Origin of the sequence: Cellulomonas fimi ATCC 484 (assembly GCF_000212695.1) — a bacterium.
Lineage (GTDB): Bacteria > Actinomycetota > Actinomycetes > Actinomycetales > Cellulomonadaceae > Cellulomonas > Cellulomonas fimi.
Genome location: NC_015514.1, coordinates 1024579 through 1045197, shown reverse-complemented (window position 1 = coordinate 1045197; position 20619 = coordinate 1024579). Strand labels below are relative to the sequence as shown.

The following is a 20619-nucleotide window of genomic DNA, read 5'->3' as shown; positions in this document are numbered from 1 at the left end:
GGCCGAGGCACCCGCGTGCGGGTCACGTCGGCTCCGCGGTCGAGCAGGAGGTGACCGGCGTCAGCGACGCGGGACGGTCGCGTCCACCACGACGACGGTCACGTTGTCGTGGCCTCCCGCGGACAACGCCGCGGCCACCAGCCGGTCCGCGGCCTCCTGGGCACCGTCGGCTGCGCGCAGCTCCGCCTGGATGCGGCGGTCGGTGAGCTCGTCGGTCAGGCCGTCCGAGCAGGCGAGCATCCGGTCGCCCGGGCTCACGGGGAACAGCCACACGTCGGGCTCCACCTCGCTCGCCCCGCCCCCGAGCACGCGCGTGACGACGTGGCGACGGGGGTGCCGGGCGGCGACGTCGGCGGGCACGAGGCCCCGCGCGACGAGCAGGGCGATCTCGGAGTGGTCCGTCGTGATCTGCTCGAGCACGCCGCCCACCATCCGGTAGGTGCGGGAGTCGCCGACGTTGAGGACGATCCAGCAGGGCAGGCCCTCGTGCTCGGTCAGGACGACACCCGTCACCGTCGTGCCGGGGCGTCGCGACGAGTGCGACGGGAGGTCGCGCACCCGTTCGTGCGCTCCGCGCAGCACGTCGACGACCTGCGACAGCTCGGGGACGGTCCCGACCAGTGCGCGCAGCGTCCCGACGGCCGTCGCGGAGGCGACCTCGCCTGCGTCGTGCCCGCCCATGCCGTCCGCGACGACGTAGACGCCGCCCTCGGCGAGGACCGAGTCCTCGTTGGAGTCCCGGCGACCCGTCGCCGTCGCGACCCCCACGTCGACCCGCACGCCCGCCACGGCCGGCTGGACCGACTCGTCCGACGTCGCCGTCACGACCACCTCGCGCGGGGCTCGCTCCCGACCGGGCCCGCCGTCGGGAGGGCGACCGGGCTGGCCGCCGCGCTCATGCTACGGGTCGGCGAGCCGCCGTGCGTGCCACCGTCCCCCGGCGGGAGACGGCGCGCACAGCCGCTGCTCAGGCGCGCTCGACGCGCGCGCTGCGCTCACCGAAGCGGACGGTCCAGCCCGCCTCGACGACACCCCGTGTCCCCGGCGTCAGGGCCGTGCCGGAACCGTCGGGGCCGACGAGGAACGTGCCGTTGGTCGACCCGCGGTCCATGACCCACAGCCCGCCCGCGGGGTCGACGCCGAACGCGAGGTGCACCTTGGAGACCGACCGGTCGGCGACGGCGACGACGTGCTCGACGCCCGGCTCGGGAGCGGGGCTGCGCCCCACGAGCCCGTCCCCGGTGACGTCGACGCGCTCGCCGGTGTCGAGCACGAGCCGTAGGGCCGCGGCGCGCGGGATCGGGCCCGCGTCGCGCAGCCGCGTGTGCTCGAGGTCCCCGAGCCCGGTCGCGGCGGCGTCCCCAGCGGGGCCTGCCGCGGGTCGGGACCCCTCGAACGAGCCCGCGCCCGCAGGTGCGAGCGGTGCAGGAGGCGGCATCACCGGGTTCGGCCGACCCGCCGCACCCTCCCCGGTTGCGGGCGGGGCGGGCGCGTCGGCGCCCGACGTCCCCGCGGCACCTCCTGCGGCTGCGTCGGGCGCTGCCGGCGCGGTGCTCGGGAAGCCCGTGGCAGGAGCCGACGACGGCCGGTCGCGGCGCGGCGGCAGCTCGACGAGCGGCACGGCGGTGGTGTCGATCGGCGCCTCGGTGCGCTCGCGCCGCACGGCGGCGGTCGGCACCGGTGCGGTGGCGACCGGGATGCTGTCGATGAGCGGCCCCGAGGACGCCGGGGCGCCGGCCGGGGCGCCCTGGGGCGCGAGACCGGGCACGGCGTCGATGAGCGGGTCCTCGGCGGGATGCGGCGCGGCTGCGGGGCCGGCCAGGGCCGACGCGTCGACGGGCGCGGGCCGGACGACGTCCACCGCCTCCGTGCTCGGCGCGGCAGCGGCGTGGGCGCCGCCCGCACGGTGCGCCTCGGGGGCGGTGCCGGGTGAGGACGCCCCCGGGACGGAGGTGACGGGCGGCACGACCGGGCCGGGCGGCACGGCAGCGGACGGCGGCGCCGAGGACGGCATCGGTCCCACGGCGCGCGGCTCGACCGCGCGGGCGACCGCCGAGTCCCAGGCCCCGGTCCCGGCTGCCGCGGGGCGCGGACGACGTGCCGCCGCCGCGCGCAGGACGAGCGTCCCCGCGGCCTTGTCGTGCCAGCCGCGCTGGGCCGGCTCCCGGTCCCAGAGGCCGGACAGCACGACGACGACCTGGCCGATGCCGCACGCCAGCGAGCCGGCGGCGACGACGAGGTTGCGCAGCAGCACCGCGAGGAGGCCCGCGGGCAGCCCCGTCCGTGCGGAGACGGTGCGGATGCCGAGCAGCGCGCCGCCGACGGTCGCCCCCGTGGTCGACTCGGCGACCCACTGGCCGATGCCGATGAGCACCGCGAGCACCGGCGGCAGGAACGCGAGCGGCGACGGACGCCCCGTGGCGTCGACCGTCGCGAGGGCGACGACCGTGCCGAGGCCGTACACGACCCCGATCAGGGCCCCGTCGACGAGGTACGCGAGCAGGCGCCGCGAGACGGGAGCGACGTCGCCGGGTGTCACCGCGACGGACCCGCCGGCCGAGGGCGAGGGCGGCGCGGTGCGGGGCGCCGGCGCGGGCTGCGGCGTCGTCGGTGAGGGCGGGGGCGGCGGCGCGAGGCCCGGCCCCGCGCCGGGCGCGGGCTTGGTCGGCGGCGCGACGGGGACGGGCCCGGGCGGAGCGGCGGTCACGATCGGCGGCGCGACGGGTACGACGGGCGCGCTGGGCGCGACCTGACCGGCAGGGGCAGGCGACGAGGGGACGACGGGAGCGACGGCACCGTCCGTCGGCGCGTACGCCGCGGCGGGCGGCACCGCGCCGGTCGCGGTCGCGTGCGCCGCGGGAATGGGCGCTCCGCACCAGCCGCAGAACTGGGTGCCGGGATCGGCCTGGACGGCGCACACCGGGCACGTGACCGGTGCGTGGGGGGGCGTGCTCACCGTGACCTCCGTCGCGGCCTCGGGCGGGTCCGCGCGGCCATGGTGCCAGATGCCACGCGACCCCGTCCGCACCGTCCTGCGCAGGTCACGCATACCGGGCGACGGCATGCTCCGATCGGGCGTCGGCGACCCGCACGCGCCCGACGACGGAGGGCGCGGCGGGCGTACGACGAGAGCGCGGCGGACGCGCGGCGGCTGAGCCGCCGACCCGCGCCCCGGTGCTCAGGACGCGCGGTCGACGAGCGCGTCGGCGAACGCGACGAGGGCCTCGCGGACCGGTCCCGCGGGCAGCGGCGCGAGCTCGTCGACGGCCTCACGCGCCAGCGCGACGGCCCGCTCGCGCGTCTCGGCGACGACCGGGTGCGAGCGCAGCGCGGCGACCGCCGCGGCGAGCGCGTCGTCGTCGGTGAGGTCGGCGTCGAGCTGCGCGACGAGCGCACGGTCGGCGGGGTCGGCGTCGGTCGCGGCGCGGGCGCGCAGCAGGAGCGCCGGCATCGTCGGGACGCGCTCGCGCAGGTCGGTCCCGGGCGTCTTGCCCGTGAGCGTCCCGTCGGACGTCAGGTCGATGACGTCGTCGGCGAGCTGGAAGGCGACCCCGAGCTTCTCGCCGAAGCCGGTGACCGTGCGCACGACGTCGGGCCGGCAGCCTGCGAACATCGCGCCGAACCGGGCCGACGTCGCGACGAGCGAGGCCGTCTTGTCGGCGAGCACCTGGAGGTAGTGCGCGACGGGGTCCTCGCCGGGGCGCGGGCCCACGGTCTCGTGGAGCTGGCCGAGGCAGAGGCGCTCGAACGTGGCGGCCTGGATCCGCACGGCGTCGGGGCCGAGCCCGGCGACGGTCGCGGACGCGCGCGCGAACAGCAGGTCGCCCGTGAGGATCGCGACGGAGTTGCCCCAGACCTCGTGCGCGCTCGGGGCGCCGCGCCGCAGGGGCGCGGAGTCCATGACGTCGTCGTGGTACAGGGTCGCGAGGTGCGTGAGCTCCACGACGGTCGCCGCGTCGACGACCTCGCGCCGCGACCCGTCGCCCAGCTCGGCCGTGAGGAGCGTGAGCAGCGGGCGCAGGCGCTTGCCACCGGCGTTGACCAGGTGGCGGGCGGCGTCGTCGGCGAGCTGGTCGGCGTGCGTCACGGCGTCGCGCAGCCGCTCCTCGACGAGGGCGAGCCGCTCCGTCAGACGTGCGCTCAGTGCGGGGTCCGCCAGCGAGATGGCGGTCGTGGTCGTCACGGCACGAACCTATCTTCCCCGCGGCGGTGCGCCCGACACGCCCCGCCGGACGGTCGGTCCCGTCGGGGTTGCGTGGGTCTCACCCGCGTCACGGCAGCAGCTGCGACACCTCGGTGACGAGGTCGAGGACGGGCGAGGGCAGCACGCCGAGCAGCACGGTCACCACGGCGCACACCGCGATCGCGACGAGCGCGAACCCCTCGCTGCCGACGACCGTGGTGGTGGTCGCCGTGCGTGCCTCGACGAGCGTCGCGGTCGCGGCTCCCGTCGCCGGCGCGGGCACGCCCGCGGGGGCGGCCGAGGAGTCCGCGAGCCCGACCTCGGCCGCCTCGTCCGGGCCTGCCGCCGTGGCGGCGCCGACGTGCTCCGCGCCGTCGTGCGTCCCGTCGCCCGGGGCACCGCCGAAGAACATGAGCACGATGATGCGGACGTAGAAGAACGCGGCCGCGGCGGAGGAGAGCACACCCACGACGGCGAGCGGCCAGGCGCCGCCCTCGACGGCGGCGGAGAACACCGCGAACTTCCCGATGAAGCCCGCCGTGAGCGGGATGCCCGCGAACGACAGGAGGAACAGCGCGAACGTCACGGCCAGCACCGGGTGGCTGCGACCGAGACCTGCCCACTGGGACAGCCGGGTCGCCTCGCCCAGGACCGGCCCGGGCTCGTCGTCGGTGCCTGCCGCACGCTCGCGCACGAGCCAGACGATCCCGAAGGCGCCGACCGTCCCGGCGCCGTAGACCAGGAGGTAGAACAGCACGGCCGGGATCGCGGAGGAGTCGAGCGCGACGACGCCCGTGAGGATGAACCCGGCGTGCGCGATCGAGGAGTAGGCCAGGACGCGCTTGATGTCGGTCTGCACGAGCGCCGCGACGGTGCCGACGACCATGGTGGCGATCGCGACGGCCCACAGCACGACGGACAGGTCCCACTCGAGCTCGGGCAGCACGACGTAGACGAGGCGCAGCAGCGCACCGAACGCGGCGACCTTGGTGCATGCGGCCATGAAGCCCGTGATCGGGGTGGGGGCACCCTGGTAGACGTCGGGCGTCCACGTGTGGAACGGCACGGCCCCGACCTTGAACAGCAGGCCGGACAGGACGAGGACCGAGCCGACGAGCAGCACGGTGTCGGCGCCGCTGACCTGGAGCGTCTGCTCGGCGATCTCGGAGTACCGCAGGGAGCCGCTGTAGCCGTAGACGAGCCCGATGCCGAACAGCATGAGCGCGGACGCGAACGCGCCCAGCAGGAAGTACTTCATGGCCGCCTCCTGCGACAGCAGGCGACGACGGCGCGCCATGCCGGTGAGCAGGTACAGCGGGAGCGAGAGGACCTCGAGCGCGACGAACAGCGTCAGCAGGTCACCCGCGGCGGGGAAGACCAGCATGCCGCCGACGGCGAACAGCAGCAGCGGGTACACCTCGGTCTGCTGCAGTCCGCGGCGACGCGCGACCTCCTCGTAGTCGGAGCCGGGCACGGCCGCGGCGGACGGCGCGAACGCGTCCTCGCCGGTGTCGGTGCGGTCGGCCACGACGAGGATCGACAGGAGCGCGAGCAGCGCGATCGTGCCCTGCAGGACGAGCGTCGGCCCGTCGACGACGAGCGAGCCGCCGAGCACGGCCGTGCCACCGTCGGCCGACACGCCCTGCCACAGGGCTGCGACCGCGACGAGCGCGGCGGCGGTCGAGCCGAGCGCGAGGGACACCTGGACGGTCCGGCGCACGCGCGCGGGCACGAACGCCTCGACGAGCACGCCGACGACCGCGGCGAGCAGGACGATGAGCGCCGGGCTCAGCAGCGTCCACGGGACGTCGGGCGCGGTGAACTCGTTCACTGGTCGTTCCCTTCCTGGGCGCCGTCGACCGGCATCGGGAAGCCGAGCTGCTGGAGCGTGGTGTCGGCGGGCGGTCGCACGAGGTCGAGGGCCGGGCCGGGCACGACGCCGAGCACGAGCATCGCCGCGATGAGCGGCCCGACGACCCAGCGCTCGCGCGTGCCGAGGTCGGGCGTCGCGCGGAGCTCGTCGCGCACCGGACCCGTGAAGACCCGCTGGTAGGTCCACAGCACGTAGATCGCGGCGAGCACGACACCGAGCGTGGACACGATCGCGGCCGCGGGGTGCCGCGTGAACGTGCCGACGATGACGAGGAACTCGCTGACGAACGTCGACAGGCCCGGCAGCGACAGCGCCGACAGGCCGACGACGAGGAACGTCCCGGCGAGGACCGGCACGACCTTCTGCAGGCCGCCGAAGTCGGCGATCTGCTGCGACCCGCGCCGGGCGGCGAGGAAGCCGACGAGCAGGAACAGCCCGCCCGTCGAGAGCCCGTGGTTGACCATGTAGAACGACGAGCCGGCGATCGACGTCGCGGAGAACGCGAAGATGCCGAGGACGATGAACCCGAAGTGCGACACCGACGTGTACGCGACGAGCCGCATGAGGTCCTTCTGCCCGATCGCGAGCAGCGCGCCGTAGAGGATCGAGACGACCGCGAGCACGATGACCACCGGTGCGGCCCACCGGGACGCGTCGGGGAACAGCGGCAGGCACAGGGTGAGCATCCCGAACGTGCCGACCTTGTCGAGCACGCCGACCAGCAGCGTCGACGTGCCGGCGGGCGCCTGCTGGGCGGCGTCGGGGAGCCACGTGTGCACGGGGAACATCGGCGCCTTGATCGCGAACGCGACGAAGAACGCGAGGAACAGCCACTTCTGCAGGGTCGGGTCGAGCTCGAGGCCCGTGAGGTTGGCGGTGAGGAAGCCGTCGGCGCCGCGCGGGCCGTTGAGGTACAGCGCGATGACGCCCACGAGCATGATGAGCCCGCCCGCGAGCGAGTAGAGCAGGAACTTCACGGCCGCGTAGCGCCGCTGCTCGCCGCCGAACATCCCGATCATGAAGTAGACCGGGATGAGCATCGCCTCGAAGACGACGTAGAACAGGAACACGTCCCGCGCGGCGAACACCACGACGATGAACGCCTCGAGCAGCAGGACGAGTGCCAGGTACTGGCGGAGCCGGTCGGTCGGGGCGTCCACGGAGCCCTGCTCGCGCCACGCCGCGAGCACCACGAGCGGCACGAGCAGCACGGACATGAGGACGAGCGCGAGGCCGACGCCGTCGACGCCGACGGCGTAGGACACCCCGAGCGCGGGGATCCACGAGTGCGTCTCGAGCAGCTGGTGCGTGGCGGCGTCCGCGGTGTCGAACGCCAGCAGCGCGCCGACGCCGAGCAGCAGCTCGGCGAGGGCGAACCCGAGCGCCACGGCGCGCGTCCGGCCGCGCCACCCCGCGGGCAGCGCCCACAGGGCGACCGCTCCGAGGACGGGAAGCACGACCAGCGCGGTCAGCCAGGGGAAGGAGGTCGACATCGGTGGGGGCTCTCCCTCAGCTCTGGGTGACCAGGACGGCGACGACGAGCACGACCAGGCCGATCACGGTCGTCGCGGCGTAGGAGCGGACGTACCCGGTCTGGATGCGCCGGGCGAGGTCGCCGAACCCGACCGTGCCGCGGCCGAGACGGGTCACCGACCCGTCGACGACGGCGCGGTCGGCGAACACGAGCGACCGGGTGAGGTGCTGGCCGGGCTCGACGAGGACGGCGTCGTTGACGGCGTCCTGGTAGAGGTCGACGCGCGCGGCCCGCGTGAGCGCGGTGCCGAGCGGCGGCACGACCGGGACGGTCGAGACCGCGTACCGACGCCACGCGACGACGACGCCGACGGCCACGACGGTGAGCGTGAGCGTGATGAGCAGCCACGGCGGCAGGACCGGCTCGTGGTGCTCGACGTGCCCGGTCACGGGCTCGAGCCACGTGACGAACCGGCCACCGAGGCCGAGCACGAGACCGATGCCGACCGAGCCGACGGCGAGCACGATCATCGGCCACGTCATGAGCGCGGGCGCCTCGTGCGGGTGCTGCGCGGAGCCGTCGGCCTTGGCGGCCCAGCGCCGCTCACCCTCGAACGTCATGAAGAACAGCCGCGACATGTAGAACGCGGTGATCCCGGCGCCGAGCAGCGCGACGCTACCGAACACCCACGCGCGCCACTCCTGGCCGTCCACGGGGACGAACGCGGCCTCGATGATCTTGTCCTTGCTGAAGAACCCGGCGAACGGCGGGATGCCGAGGATCGCGAGCCAGCCGGCCATGAACGTGAGCCACGTGATCGTCATGTACCGCGCGAGGCCGCCGAAGCGGCGCATGTCGACCTGGTCGTCCATGGCGTGCATGACGGATCCGGCGCCGAGGAACATGCCGGCCTTGAAGAAGCCGTGCGTGACGAGGTGGAAGATCGCGAACGCGTACCCGACGGGCCCGAGCCCGGCGGCGAGGACCATGTAGCCGATCTGGGACATCGTCGACGCCGCGAGGGCCTTCTTGATGTCGTCCTTGGCGCAGCCGACGATCGCCCCGAACAGCAGGGTGATCGCGCCGACGACGACCACGACGAGCTGCGCCGTGGGCGCGGCGTCGAAGATCGCCCCGCTGCGGACGATGAGGTAGACGCCCGCGGTGACCATCGTCGCGGCGTGGATGAGCGCGGAGACGGGCGTCGGGCCCGCCATCGCGTCGCCGAGCCAGGACTGCAGCGGGAACTGCGCGGACTTGCCGCAGGCGGCGAGCAGCAGCATGAGGCCGATCGCGGTCGCGGTGCCCTCGGACAGCTCCCCGGCGCTGCCGAGGACCGTGCCGAAGTCGAGCGCGCCGACGTGGGCGACCATGAGCCCCATCGCGACCAGCAGGCCGATGTCGCCGATGCGGTTGGCGACGAACGCCTTCTTCGCGGCGACCGCGTACGGCGTGCGGTGGTTCCAGAACCCGATGAGCAGGTACGACGCGAGGCCCACGCCCTCCCAGCCGACGAACAGCAGCAGGTAGGAGTCGGCGAGGACGAGCAGCAGCATCGCCGCGACGAACAGGTTGAGGTACGCGAAGAACCGGCGCCGGGAGTCGTCGTGCTCCATGTAGGCCACGGAGTACACGTGGATGAGCGTGCCGACGAACGTCACGAGCAGCACGAACGTCAGCGACAGCGGGTCGAGGCGGAAGCCCGCGTCGACGTGGAACGCTCCCGCGTCGAGCCAGCGCCCGAGGTCGACGACGATCACGCGCGAGTCGGCGGGCCGGCCGAGCAGCGCGACGAACGCGACCGCACCGGCGACGAACGCACCGGCGGACGCGAGCACGCCGAGCCAGTGTCCCCAGCGGTCGGAGCGACGCCCGAGGAGCAGCAGGACGGCCGCGGAGAGCAGGGGCAGGCCGATGAGGAGCGGGCCGACGAGGAACACGCCGGCGCGCACCGTCTGGACGGACGGCTCGACGGTCTCGACGGGCAGCGGCCCGAGCGCGGGCAGCGTCACGGCGAGGGTGGTCAGGGTGTGCACGGGCCGCCCCTCAGCTCTTGAGCAGGTTCACGTCGTCGACCGAGGCCGAGCGCCGGGTACGGAAGATCGCGACGATGATCGCCAGTCCCACGACGACCTCCGCGGCGGCGACCACCATGACGAAGAACGCCAGCACCTGGCCGGTGAGCGCGCCGTGGATCCGCGAGAAGGTCACGAGCAGCAGGTTCGTCGCGTTGAGCATGAGCTCGACGCCCATGAACACGATGATCGCGTTGCGCCGCAGCAGGACGGTGGTCGCGCCGATCGCGAACAGGATCGTCGCGAGCACGAGGTAGTGGGTGAGGCTCACGCCCGGTCCTCCTGTCCGGCGACCCCGCCGGGTCCGGTCGACGGTCCGTGCTGACCGCTGTCGCTCACGGCGGCGTCCACGTCGGGCACGCCGACCGGCGCGCCCTCCGGGTGGGCCGCGGGCGGCGGCGTGGGCTCGTCGCCGACGAGGTCCCGCGCGTCCGCCGACCCGCCCGCGAGCACGCGCTCGATGCGGGCGGCGAACTCGGCGGCGTCGGCCTCCTGCCCGCGCACACGCAGCACGCGCGGCACGGAGTTCTCGATCGGCTGCCCGTCGGGCCCGAGCGCGGGGACGTCCATCGCGTTGTGCCGCGCGTACACGCCCGGTGCCGGCAGCGAGACGGGGTGCGCCCCCGCGGCGACACGCGCGTCGGCGCGCTCCTTCTGGCCCACGCGCGGCGTGAGCCGCGTCCGGTGCGTGTAGACGAGCGCGCCGAGCGCCGCGGTCACCAGCAGCGCTCCCACGACCTCGAACGCGAGCACGTACTCGCCGAAGACGAGGTGCGCGATCGCGACGGGGTTGGACGCCTCGTTCGCGCTGTCCAGGCCCTGCGAGGGCCCGTACGCGGCGCGGCCGACGACGCCCGCGAGGACGACGCCCAGGCCGATGCCGGCGAGCGCGCCGATCCAGCGCTGCCCGCGGATCGTCTCGACGAGCGAGTCGGACGCGTCGACGCCGACGAGCATGAGGACGAACAGGAACAGCATCATCACGGCGCCGGTGTAGACCACGACCTGCACGACCCCGAGGAACACCGCGTCCTGCGCGACGTAGAGGAACGCCAGGGAGATCATCACGACGACGACCGCCAGGGCCGCGTGCACCGCCTTGCGCGCGAACAGCAGCCCGAGCGCGGCGAGCACCATGATCGGCGCGAGCACCCAGAACAGGACGGTCTCGCCGGTGCCGGCGAGCCCGTCGGCGTCGAGCGTCGCGGTCGTCAGCGGGGCCGCGGCGAGGGCCAGGGCGCTCACCGCGAGCCCTGCTTCGTCGCGGCGGCGGCGAGCGCGGCCTGGGCGGCGGCGGTCGGGCCGGGCTGGTTGGCCGCGGCGACCCCGGCCCCCCCGGGGAGCGTCGGGTCGTCGGGCCGGTGCTCGGCGACCCACTCGCGCTGCGCGTCCGTCGGGCCGGTGACCTTGCCCTGGTAGTACTCGGTGTCGCTCGTGCCCTCGACCATCGGGTGCGGGGACGCGAGCATGCCCTCGCGCAGCGGCGCGAGGAGGTCCTGCTTCTCCCAGATCATGCCGGCGCGTGTCGGGCCGGCGAGCTCGTACTCGTTCGTCATCGTCAGCGCGCGCGTCGGGCACGCCTCGATGCACAGGCCGCAGAAGATGCAGCGCAGGTAGTTGATCTGGTAGACGCGGCCGTACCGCTCCCCCGGGCTGAACTGCGCGTCGGGCGTGTTGTCCGCGCCCTCGACGTAGATCGCGTCGGCGGGGCACGCCCACGCGCACAGCTCGCAGCCGATGCACTTCTCCAGCCCGTCGGCGTACCGGTTGAGCTGGTGGCGGCCGTGGTACCGCGGCTTGGCGGGCACCTTCTCCGACGGGTACTGCTCCGTGACCGTCGGCCGGAACATGTTCGACAGCGTGACGCCGAACCCGCCGACGGGCGCGAGCACCTCGGACAGGCCCGTGCGCGGCTCGATGAGCGGGCTGTACCCCTCGGGCTCGGGGGACGCGACCTCGCCGCCGCGGGGCCGCGGGGCGACCTCGCGGCCGGGCTCGGCGCCGGCCGGGCGGGCCTGCGCGCCGCCCTCGGCGGGCGTGCCGGGGGGCGTGCCGTCGGGCTCGCCGGCGGCGGGCGTGCGCTGGTCAGCCACCGTGCACCTCCTGGGTGACCTGGGGGACGTCGGTCGAGGCCGCCTGGGCGGCGGCACGCTGCCGGCGCGGCGAGGGCGGCAGCACCTGGCCGGGCAGCGGCGGGACGGGGTACCCGCCCGCGTAGGGGTCGAACGGCTGCGGGCCGGACGGCTTCTCCGGCTCCGCGGGCTTCTTCCGCTCGGGGATCGCGAAGGACACCAGCAGGCCGAGGAGCACGACGCCGGCGAGCACGAACAGCAGGGTCCGCAGCTCGAGGCCCGAGAACTGCCGGACCCCCTGCACGACGGCGACGCACACCACCCACACGAGCGCGGCGGGGATGAGCACCTTCCAGCCGAGCTTCATGAACTGGTCGTAGCGGAACCGCAGGACCGACCCGCGGATCCAGACGAACACGAACATGAGCGCCCAGAGCTTCGCGAGGAACCACAGCACGGGCCACCAGCCCTGCTGCAGGAAGCTGTCGGCGGGGACGAACGGGGCCCGCCATCCGCCGAGGAACAGGGTCGTGGCGACCGCGGAGACGTTGAGCATGTTGATGTACTCCGCGAGGAAGAACCACGCGAACTTCATCGACGAGTACTCGGTCATGTAGCCCGACACGAGCTCGCCCTCGGCCTCGGGGAGGTCGAACGGCAGGCGGTTCGTCTCGCCCACCATCGAGATGATGTAGAGCACGAACGCGGGGGCCAGCGGCAGGAACCACCAGACCTGGGTCTGCGAGCTGACGATCTGCGACGTCGACATCGAGCCGGCGAGGATGAACACGCTGACGAGCGACAGGCCCATCGCGAGCTCGTACGAGATGACCTGGGCCGTCGAGCGCACGGACCCGAGCAGCGGGTACGTCGACCCCGACGACCAGCCGCCGAGCACGATGCCGTACACGCCGACGGACGCGCACGCGAGGATGTAGAGCACCGCGACGGGGAAGTCGGTGAGCTGCAGGGGCGTGACGATCCCGAACATGCTGACCGACGGCCCGAACGGGATGACGGCGAACGTCAGCAACGAGCAGAACACCGCGATCATCGGCGCGACGATGTAGACGAGCTTGTCGGCCGCCTTGACGGTGACGTCCTCCTTGAACAGGAGCTTCATCGCGTCGGCGAGCGACTGCAGCAGTCCGAACGGGCCGTGCACGTTCGGACCGGGCCGGACCTGCATGCGCGCGACGACCTTGCGCTCGAACCAGATCGCGATGAGCACGCTGGTCAGCAGGAAGACGACGATCCCGACGGCCTTGAGCAGCCAGATCCAGAAGTTGTCGTTGCTGAAGTCGGCGGCGACCCCGACGGCGGGGCCGTCCACCGCGGCGAGCAGCCTCATGCCCCGACCTCCTCGTTGGCAGCAGCGGCATCCTGCCCGTCGACGCCGCCCGCACGGGTGACGTCGCCCGGCGCGGCGGCGATCCGGACGAGGTCGCCGGCGTCGGCGTGCAGCGTGTCGCGCACGGCGCACCCGGGCGCGTTCGTCGGCAGCCAGACGACGAGGTCCGGCATGTCGGTCACGACGACCGGCAGCGTGATCGTGCCCGCGTCGGTCGACACGGCGAGCGCTCCCCCGTCGGCGACGCCCACGGACGCGGCGGTGGCGGCGGACACCCGCGCGACGGGCCGCTTGGCCGTGCCCGCGAGGAACGGCTCGCCGCTCTGCAGCCGGCCCTGGTCGAGCAGCTGGTGCCAGGTCGCGAGGACCGCGGTCCCGGCGGCGACGGCGGGCGGCTCGGCCGGGGCGACGTCCGGCGCCGCGACGCGTGCGCCGTCCCACCCGCCGAGCTGGTCGAGCTCGGCGTGCACGGCCGTGAGCGATCCGGTGCCGAGCTCGACGCCGAGCGCGTCGGCGAGCCGGTCCAGCACCCGGTGGTCGGGCAGGAAGTGCGACGTCAGCGCCTGCGTGAACGGGCGCGGGCGCCCCTCCCACGTGACGAACGTGCCGGGCTTCTCGACCGGCGGTGCGACCGGCAGGACGACGTCCGCCCGGTCGGTCACCTCGGAGCGCCGCACCTCGAGCGAGACGAGGAACGGCACGCGGTCGAGCGCCTCACGGGCGATCGCCGGGTCGGGCAGGTCCGCCGGCTCCAGGCCGCCGACGACGAGCCCGCCGAGCAGGCCCGCGCGCGCCGCGGCGAGGATCTCGCCCGCCGGGCGACCGGGCTCGGCCGGCAGGTGCTCCACGCCCCACACGGCGGCGAGGTCGACGCGCGCCGCGGAGTCGGCGACCGGGCGTCCGCCGGGCAGCAGGCTCGGCAGCAGGCCGGTCTCGACCGCGGCCCGCTCCCCGACGCGCCGCGGCACCCAGGCCAGGCGTGCCCCGGTGCGGGCGGCGAGGCGCAGCGCCGCGGAGTAGGCCCCCGGCGCCGTCGCGAGCCGCTCGCCCACCAGGACGACCGCCCCGGCCGCGCCGAGCGCGGTCGCCGTCTCGCCCAGGACGCCCTCGGCACCCGCGACGAGGCCGTCGAGCACCTCGGCCTCCGTGCCGGGCGCGGCGGGCAGCAGCGTGCCGTCGAGCCGCTCGAGCCCGCGGCTCGCGAGCGCGGCGACGGACACGACGCGCGTGCGCTTCTTGACGACCGAGTCGCGCAGGCGCAGGAACGCGATGCCCGCCTCCTCCTCGGCCTCGAGGCCGACGAGCAGCACGGTCGGCGCCGCGACCAGGTCGGCGAACGTCACCTCGAGCGTGCGACCCGCGACGTGGTGCGCGAGGAACGCCTCCTCCTCGGCGGAGTGCGGGCGGGCGCGGCCGTCGACGTCGTTCGTGCCGAGGGCGACGCGCGCGAACTTCGACCACGCGTACGCGTCCTCGAGCGTGAGGCGGCCACCCGGCAGCGCGGCCAGGCCGACCGCGGTCTCGCGCGGGTCCGACGGCGACGCCGCGGCGCGCAGCCCGGCGGCCGCGACGTCGAGCGCCTCGGTCCAGGACGCGGGCTCCAGCTCACCTGCGGCGTTGCGCACCAGAGGCGTCGTGATGCGGTCGGGCGCGGCCTGCCACGCGAACGCGAAGCGGTCCTTGTCGGTGATCCACTCCTGGTTGACCACCGGGTCGTCGCCCGCGAGGCGGCGCAGCACCACGCCGCGCCGGTGGTCGACGCGGATCGCGGAGCCCTGGGAGTCGTGCTCCGCGACGCCCGGCGTCGACACGAGGTCGAACGGGCGCGACCGGAACCGGTACGCGGCGCTGGTCAGCGCGCCCACGGGGCAGATCTGGACGGTGTTGCCCGAGAAGTACGACGCGAACGGGCGGCCCGAGGTGTCCTGCGTCGACGCCCCGACCGGGGTGTCGCCCGCGAAGCCCAGCACGTCGGTGTCGAACGTGCCGATCTGCTGCTGCGCGCCCCGCTTCTGCAGGTCGATCCACACGTCGCCCGCGATCTCCTCGGAGAACCGGGTGCAGCGCTGGCACAGGACGCAGCGCTCGCGGTCGAGCAGGATCTGGGTCGAGATCGCGATGGGCTTGGGGAACGTGCGCTTGACGTCGACGAAGCGCGTCGTCGCGCGGCCGTTCGACATCGCCTGGTTCTGCAGCGGGCACTCGCCGCCCTTGTCGCACACCGGGCAGTCGAGCGGGTGGTTGACGAGCAGCAGCTCCATGACGCCGTGCTGGGCCTTGTCGGCCTCCGCGGACGTGTGCTGCGTCTTGACCTGCATGCCGGGCGTCGCCTCGAGGGTGCACGAGGCCTGCGGCTTCGGCATCTTCGCGAGGTTGCCGTCGCGGCCGGGCGCCCACACCTCGACGAGGCACTGGCGGCACGCGCCGGCCGGGGCCAGCAGCGGGTGGTCGCAGAACCGCGGGATCTGGATGCCGACCTGCTCGGCGGCGCGGATGACGAGCGTCCCCTTCGGCACGGTCGTCTGGAGGCCGTCGATCTCGAACGTCACGGTGTCCGTGGGCTCGGGGGCGTCGGGCGGCGGCGCGGCCGGGACCAGCGGCGTCGCCGTCGTCGGGCCGGAGGACGTGATGGTCATGCGTGCACCCCCGCGAGGGCCGCCCGGTCGTGCCGGGGGACGTAGGCGAACAGCGAGCTGTGCTCGGGCGGGAAGAGCACGTCGGCGGGCGTGTGGGTGCCCGCCTCGAACTCCTCCCGGAAGTACTGCACGGCGGACGTGATGGGGCTCGTCGCACCGTCGCCCAGCGCGCAGAACGCGCGGCCGAGGATGTTGTCGCACAGGTCGAGGAGCAGGTCGATGTCCTCGTGCGTGCCGCGCCCCGCCTCGATGCGCTTGAGCACCTGGACGAGCCAGTACGTGCCCTCGCGGCAGGGCGTGCACTTGCCGCACGACTCGTGCTTGTAGAACTCGAGCCACCGCGTCACGGCGCGGACGACCGACGTGGTCTCGTCGAAGATCTGCAGCGCGCGCGTGCCGAGCATCGAGCCGGCGGCGCCGACGGACTCGTAGTCGAGCGGCACGTCGAGGTGCTCCGCGGTGAAGATCGGCGTCGACGAGCCGCCGGGCGTCCAGAACTTCACCTGGTGGCCCTCGCGGATGCCGCCCGCCATGTCGAGCAGCTCGCGCAGCGTGATGCCGAGCGGCGCCTCGTACTGGCCGGGCCGGGTCACGTGGCCCGACAGGCTGAACAGGCCGTGGCCGGTCGAGCGCTCGGTGCCCATGCCCTTGAACCAGTCGGCGCCGCCGCGGACGATGCCGGGCACCGACGCGATCGACTCGACGTTGTTGACGACCGTCGGCCGCGCGTACAGGCCGGCGACCGCCGGGAACGGCGGCTTGAGCCGCGGCTGGCCGCGCAGCCCCTCGAGCGAGTCGAGCAGCGCCGTCTCCTCGCCGCAGATGTACGCGCCCGCGCCCGCGTGCAGCGTGATCTCCAGGTCGAACCCGGAGCCGAGGATGTTGCGGCCGAGGTACCCCGCGGCACGCGCCTCCTCGATGGCGTGCAGGAGCCGGCGGTACACGTGGAGGACCTCGCCGCGCACGTACAGGAACGCGTGGTGGCAGCCGATCGCGTAGCTCGTGATGATCATGCCCTCGACGAGGTGCTGCGGGCTGGCCATCATGAGCGGGATGTCCTTGCAGGTCCCCGGCTCGGACTCGTCCGCGTTCACCACGAGGTAGCGCGGCCCGCCGTCGGGCGCGGGCAGGAAGCCCCACTTCATGCCCGTCGGGAAGCCCGCACCGCCGCGGCCGCGCAGGCCCGACTCCTTGACCATCGTGACGACGTCCGCCGCCTGCATCGCGAGCGCGCGGCGCAGGCCGCGGTAGCCGCCCGCCCGCTCGTAGGACGTGAGCGTCCAGGAGCGGTCCGCGTCCCAGGTGTCCGTGAGGACCGGGGCCAGGGTCGTCGCCATCACGACTCCTTCGCGTCGTCGGAGGACTGCTTGCGCTCCTGCTGGGCGGCCGACACGTCACGCCCGCCCGTGGGCGTGCGCTGCGCGCTCGACTGCTCCTCGCCGGGGGCCGGGGTCGCGGCCGCGGGGGTCGTCGCCGCGGCGCGGGGCGTCGTGCTGCGCGGCACGCCGCGCGCGGGCGTCCGCGTCTCCTCGGCCTCGCGCGTGCGCTCCTCGTCGGTGAACGGCGGGGCCGTCCAGCCCTCCTGCCGCGCGAGCTCGACGCCCCGCAGCGTCGCCGGGCCGGCGCCGACCCCCTCGTCCGCACGCCCGTCGGAGAAGCCCGCGAGCACGCGGCTCATCTCCTTGAACGTGCACACGTGCTCGGCACCCCGGGTCGGGGCGACCGGCGCTCCCTGGCGCAGCGCGTCGACGACCTCGCGCGCCGAGTCGGGCGTCTGGTTGTCGAAGAACTCCCAGTTCACCATCACGACGGGCGCGTAGTCGCAGGCCGCGTTGCACTCGACGCGCTCGAGCGTGATCGACCCGTCCGCGGTCGTCTCGTCGTGGCCCACGCCGAGGTGGTCGGAGAGCTCCTCCCAGATCGCGTCGCCGCCCATGACCGCGCACAGCGTGTTGGTGCACACACCGACGGTGTAGTCGCCGTTGGGGTGCCGCTTGTACTGCGTGTAGAACGTCGCGACCGCGCTGACCTCCGCCGTCGTCAGCCCCAGCTCGGCGGCGCAGAACGCGATGCCGCGCGGGCTCACGTACCCGTCCTCGGACTGCACCAGGTGCAGCAGCGGCAGCAGCGCCGAGCGCTCCTGCGGGTAGCGCGCCTTGATCTGCGCCGCGTCGGCGGACAGCCGCGCGCGGGTCTCCTCGTCGAAGGCCGTGCGGTGCGTCGCGCCCGGCACGCGGGCGCCCCCGATCTCCTCGACCGACATCAGCGGTCCACCCCTCCGAGCACCGGGTCGAGCGACGCGACGGCGACGACGACGTCGGCCACCTGCCCGCCCTCGCACATGATCGACACGGCCTGCAGGTTGTTGAACGACGGGTCCCGGAAGTGGGCCCGGTACGGGCGCGTGCCGCCGTCGGAGACGAGGTGCACGCCGAGCTCGCCGCGGGGGTGCTCGACGGTCTGGAACACCTGTCCCGCCGGCACCCGGAAGCCCTCGGTGACGAGCTTGAAGTGGTGGATCAGGGCCTCCATCGAGGTGCCCATGATCTCCTTGATGTGGTCGAGCGAGTTGCCCATGCCGTCCGAGCCGATCGCGAGCTGTGCGGGCCACGCGATCTTCTTGTCGCCCACCATGACGGGGCCGGGGCCGAGCTTCTGCAGCCGGTCGAGCGTCTGCTCGACGATCCGCATCGACTGGTAGCACTCCTCCATGCGCAGGATGACGCGCGACCAGGAGTCCGCCTCGGTCGCCGTCGGCACGTCGAAGTCGTACGTCTCGTAGCCGCAGTACGGGTCGGCCTTGCGGACGTCGTACGGCAGGCCCGCCGAGCGCAGGACGGGTCCCGTCATGCCGAGGGCCATGCAGCCCGACAGGTTGAGGTAGCCCACGCCCTGCAGCCGCAGCTTGAGGATCGGGTTGGCCAGCATGAGGTCCTCGAGCTGGCGGAAGTAGTGGCGCATCGACGTGAGCGCCTCGCGGATCGTGTCGATCGCGCCCGGCGGGATGTCCTGCGCGACGCCGCCGGGGCGGATGAACGCGTGGTTCATGCGCAGGCCCGTGATGAGCTCGAAGATCCGCAGGACCTCCTCGCGGGCGGTGAAGCCCACGGTCATGATCGTCGTCGCGCCGAGCTCGTTGCCGCCGGTCGCGAGGCACACGAGGTGCGACGCGATGCGGTTGAGCTCCATGAGCAGCACGCGGATGACGGTCGCGCGCTCCGGCACGTCGTCCGTGATGCCGAGCAGCTTCTCCACCGCGAGGCAGTACGCGGCCTCCTGGAACAGCGGCGCGACGTAGTCCATGCGCGTGCAGAAGGTCACGCCCTGGGTCCAGGTGCGGAACTCCATGTTCTTCTCGATGCCGGTGTGCAGGTAGCCGATGCCCGCGCGGGCCTCGGTCACCGTCTCGCCGTCGATCTCGAGCATGAGGCGCAGCACGCCGTGCGTGGACGGGTGCTGCGGGCCCATGTTGACGACGATGCGCTCCTCGCCGAGCCGGGCCGCCTCCTCGGCGATGTCCGACCAGTCGCCGCCGGACGCCTCGAACGTCGGGACGCCCGTCGTCTCGTCGTCGACCAGGTGCGCGGTCGCGTGGGGGGTGCTCATGAGTAGGACCTCCGCTGGTCCGGGGGCGGCACGGTCGCGCCCTTGTACTCGACCGGGATGCCGCCGAGGGGGTAGTCCTTGCGCTGCGGGTGGCCCGGCCAGTCGTCGGGCATCTCGATGCGCGCGAGACCGGGGTGGCCGTCGAAGACGATGCCGAAGAAGTCGTACGTCTCGCGCTCGTGCCAGTCGTTGGCCGGGTACACCGACACGGTCGACGGCACGTGCGGGTCGGCGTCGGGGATCGCGACCTCGAACCGCAGCCGGCGCCCGTGCGTCACGGAGACGACGTGGTAGACGGCGTGCAGCTCGCGGCCCTGCTCGTGCGGGTAGTGCACGCCGCTCACGCCGAGGCTCAGCTCGAACCGCAGGTCCGGGTCGTCGCGCAGCGCGCTCGCGACCGCGACGACGTGCTCGCGCGCCACGTGCAGCGTGAGCTCCTCGCGGTCGACCACGACCGACTCGACCGCGTTCGCGAAGCCCGTGCCGTTCTCGTCGAGCACCTCGGCCAGCACGTCGACGACCTCGTCGAACCAGCCGCCGTACGGCCGCTCGCTCGGCCCCGGCAGGACGACCGGCACGACGAGCCCGCCGTACCCGGAGGTGTCACCGGTGCCGTGCGCGCCGAACATGCCCTGGCGGACGTCGATCACCTCGAGCGGGGTCCGCGCGGCGGCGGGCACGTTCTGGCCGCCGGCCTCGAGCGCCGCCTCGCTGGTCGCCTGCGCGCCCGTCGTCGCGGCGCCCGGCTTCACGGCCTGCGCCGCGTCCGTCTTCTCGGACTTCTCGTCGGTCATCGCAGCAGGCCCGTCATGTGCGAGGTCGGGGTCGCGGCCAGCGCGGCCGCCTCGGCCGCGGCGGCCGCCTTGCGACGGTTGACGCCGAGCGGCTCGTTCTGGATCTGGTCGTGCAGCGTGAGGATCGCGTTGATGAGCATCTCCGGCCGCGGCGGGCAGCCGGGCAGGTAGATGTCCACGGGGACGACGTGGTCGACGCCCTGCACGATCGCGTAGTTGTTGAACATGCCGCCCGACGACGCGCACACGCCCATCGACAGCACCCACTTCGGGGCGGACATCTGGTCGTAGACCTGCCGCACGACCGGCGCCATCTTCTGGCTCACGCGGCCCGCGACGATCATGAGGTCCGCCTGGCGCGGGGACGCCCGGAACACCTCCATGCCGAACCGCGACAGGTCGTAGCGCGGCGCACCCGCAGCCATCATCTCGATGGCGCAGCACGCCAGGCCGAACGTCACCGGCCACAGCGAGCCCTTGCGGAAGTAGCCGACCAGGTCCTCGACCGTCGTCAGCAGGAACCCCGAGGGTGCCTCCTCGATCCCCATGTCAGCC

The 20619-nt window shown here is 74.0% G+C and carries 16 protein-coding genes; all 16 read right to left on the bottom strand.

Going from position 1 to position 20619, the window contains the following annotated elements; all coding sequences use genetic code 11:
* Nucleotides 1-60 precede the first annotated feature (60 nt).
* Nucleotides 61-825, bottom strand: a complete 765-nt coding sequence (locus CELF_RS04775) for a PP2C family protein-serine/threonine phosphatase (protein ID WP_013770114.1) — start codon at nucleotides 823-825, stop codon at nucleotides 61-63.
* Nucleotides 826-967: 142 nt separating this feature from the next.
* Nucleotides 968-2956, bottom strand: coding sequence for an RDD family protein (locus tag CELF_RS04770; RefSeq protein WP_013770113.1), 1989 nt, complete (start codon nucleotides 2954-2956; stop codon nucleotides 968-970).
* A 222-nt stretch (nucleotides 2957-3178) separates the two neighbouring features.
* Nucleotides 3179-4183 (bottom strand): polyprenyl synthetase family protein, encoded by a 1005-nt coding sequence (locus tag CELF_RS04765; protein ID WP_013770112.1) that lies wholly within the window; start codon nucleotides 4181-4183, stop codon nucleotides 3179-3181.
* 88 nt (nucleotides 4184-4271) lie between these two features.
* Entirely contained in the window at nucleotides 4272-6014 is a 1743-nt protein-coding gene (gene nuoN / locus CELF_RS04760) for an NADH-quinone oxidoreductase subunit NuoN (protein WP_013770111.1), read from the bottom strand.
* Nucleotides 6011-7549 carry an NADH-quinone oxidoreductase subunit M gene (locus CELF_RS04755; RefSeq protein ID WP_013770110.1) on the bottom strand — a complete coding sequence of 513 codons (1539 nt, stop codon included), beginning with the start codon at nucleotides 7547-7549 and terminating at the stop codon, nucleotides 6011-6013. Before CELF_RS04755 ends, nuoN begins: the two co-directional genes overlap by 4 nt.
* 16 nt (nucleotides 7550-7565) lie before the next feature.
* On the bottom strand, nucleotides 7566-9566 hold the full coding sequence (nuoL, locus tag CELF_RS04750; protein WP_013770109.1) for an NADH-quinone oxidoreductase subunit L: 2001 nt from the start codon (nucleotides 9564-9566) through the stop codon (nucleotides 7566-7568).
* A gap of 10 nt (nucleotides 9567-9576) precedes the next feature.
* Nucleotides 9577-9876 carry an NADH-quinone oxidoreductase subunit NuoK gene (nuoK, locus tag CELF_RS04745; RefSeq protein ID WP_013770108.1) on the bottom strand — a complete coding sequence of 100 codons (300 nt, stop codon included), beginning with the start codon at nucleotides 9874-9876 and terminating at the stop codon, nucleotides 9577-9579.
* Nucleotides 9873-10850 carry an NADH-quinone oxidoreductase subunit J gene (locus CELF_RS04740; protein ID WP_013770107.1) on the bottom strand — a complete coding sequence of 326 codons (978 nt, stop codon included), beginning with the start codon at nucleotides 10848-10850 and terminating at the stop codon, nucleotides 9873-9875. Before CELF_RS04740 ends, nuoK begins: the two co-directional genes overlap by 4 nt.
* Nucleotides 10847-11698 (bottom strand): NADH-quinone oxidoreductase subunit NuoI, encoded by an 852-nt coding sequence (gene nuoI, locus CELF_RS04735; protein ID WP_013770106.1) that lies wholly within the window; start codon nucleotides 11696-11698, stop codon nucleotides 10847-10849. The genes CELF_RS04740 and nuoI overlap by 4 nt, the downstream gene beginning before the upstream one ends.
* Nucleotides 11691-13028: an NADH-quinone oxidoreductase subunit NuoH gene (gene nuoH, locus CELF_RS04730; protein ID WP_013770105.1), complete on the bottom strand. Its 1338-nt coding sequence runs from the start codon at nucleotides 13026-13028 to the stop codon at nucleotides 11691-11693. The genes nuoI and nuoH overlap by 8 nt, the downstream gene beginning before the upstream one ends.
* Entirely contained in the window at nucleotides 13025-15664 is a 2640-nt protein-coding gene (locus CELF_RS04725) for an NADH-quinone oxidoreductase subunit G (RefSeq protein ID WP_013770104.1), read from the bottom strand. The genes nuoH and CELF_RS04725 overlap by 4 nt, the downstream gene beginning before the upstream one ends.
* On the bottom strand, nucleotides 15661-17001 hold the full coding sequence (gene nuoF, locus CELF_RS04720; RefSeq protein WP_013770103.1) for an NADH-quinone oxidoreductase subunit NuoF: 1341 nt from the start codon (nucleotides 16999-17001) through the stop codon (nucleotides 15661-15663). The genes CELF_RS04725 and nuoF overlap by 4 nt, the downstream gene beginning before the upstream one ends.
* Nucleotides 17001-17927 (bottom strand): NADH-quinone oxidoreductase subunit NuoE, encoded by a 927-nt coding sequence (nuoE, locus tag CELF_RS04715; protein WP_013770102.1) that lies wholly within the window; start codon nucleotides 17925-17927, stop codon nucleotides 17001-17003. The genes nuoF and nuoE overlap by 1 nt, the downstream gene beginning before the upstream one ends.
* Nucleotides 17927-19270 (bottom strand): NADH-quinone oxidoreductase subunit D, encoded by a 1344-nt coding sequence (locus CELF_RS04710; RefSeq protein ID WP_013770101.1) that lies wholly within the window; start codon nucleotides 19268-19270, stop codon nucleotides 17927-17929. Before CELF_RS04710 ends, nuoE begins: the two co-directional genes overlap by 1 nt.
* Nucleotides 19267-20064: an NADH-quinone oxidoreductase subunit C gene (locus CELF_RS04705; RefSeq protein WP_013770100.1), complete on the bottom strand. Its 798-nt coding sequence runs from the start codon at nucleotides 20062-20064 to the stop codon at nucleotides 19267-19269. Before CELF_RS04705 ends, CELF_RS04710 begins: the two co-directional genes overlap by 4 nt.
* A complete protein-coding gene (locus CELF_RS04700; RefSeq protein ID WP_013770099.1) occupies nucleotides 20061-20612 on the bottom strand; it encodes a NuoB/complex I 20 kDa subunit family protein in 552 nt (183 codons plus the stop codon). The genes CELF_RS04705 and CELF_RS04700 overlap by 4 nt, the downstream gene beginning before the upstream one ends.
* Between the last annotated feature and the right edge of the window lie 7 nt (nucleotides 20613-20619).

Coding starts and splice junctions, on each gene's coding strand:
- CELF_RS04755 (WP_013770110.1), bottom strand. CDS start 7,549: ATGTCGACCTCCTTCCCCTGGCTGACCGCGCTGGTCGTGCTTCCCGTC.
- nuoH (WP_013770105.1), bottom strand. CDS start 13,028: ATGAGGCTGCTCGCCGCGGTGGACGGCCCCGCCGTCGGGGTCGCCGCC.
- CELF_RS04725 (WP_013770104.1), bottom strand. CDS start 15,664: ATGACCATCACGTCCTCCGGCCCGACGACGGCGACGCCGCTGGTCCCG.
- nuoF (WP_013770103.1), bottom strand. CDS start 17,001: ATGGCGACGACCCTGGCCCCGGTCCTCACGGACACCTGGGACGCGGAC.
- nuoE (WP_013770102.1), bottom strand. CDS start 17,927: ATGTCGGTCGAGGAGATCGGGGGCGCCCGCGTGCCGGGCGCGACGCAC.
- CELF_RS04710 (WP_013770101.1), bottom strand. CDS start 19,270: ATGAGCACCCCCCACGCGACCGCGCACCTGGTCGACGACGAGACGACG.
- CELF_RS04705 (WP_013770100.1), bottom strand. CDS start 20,064: ATGACCGACGAGAAGTCCGAGAAGACGGACGCGGCGCAGGCCGTGAAG.
- CELF_RS04700 (WP_013770099.1), bottom strand. CDS start 20,612: ATGGGGATCGAGGAGGCACCCTCGGGGTTCCTGCTGACGACGGTCGAG.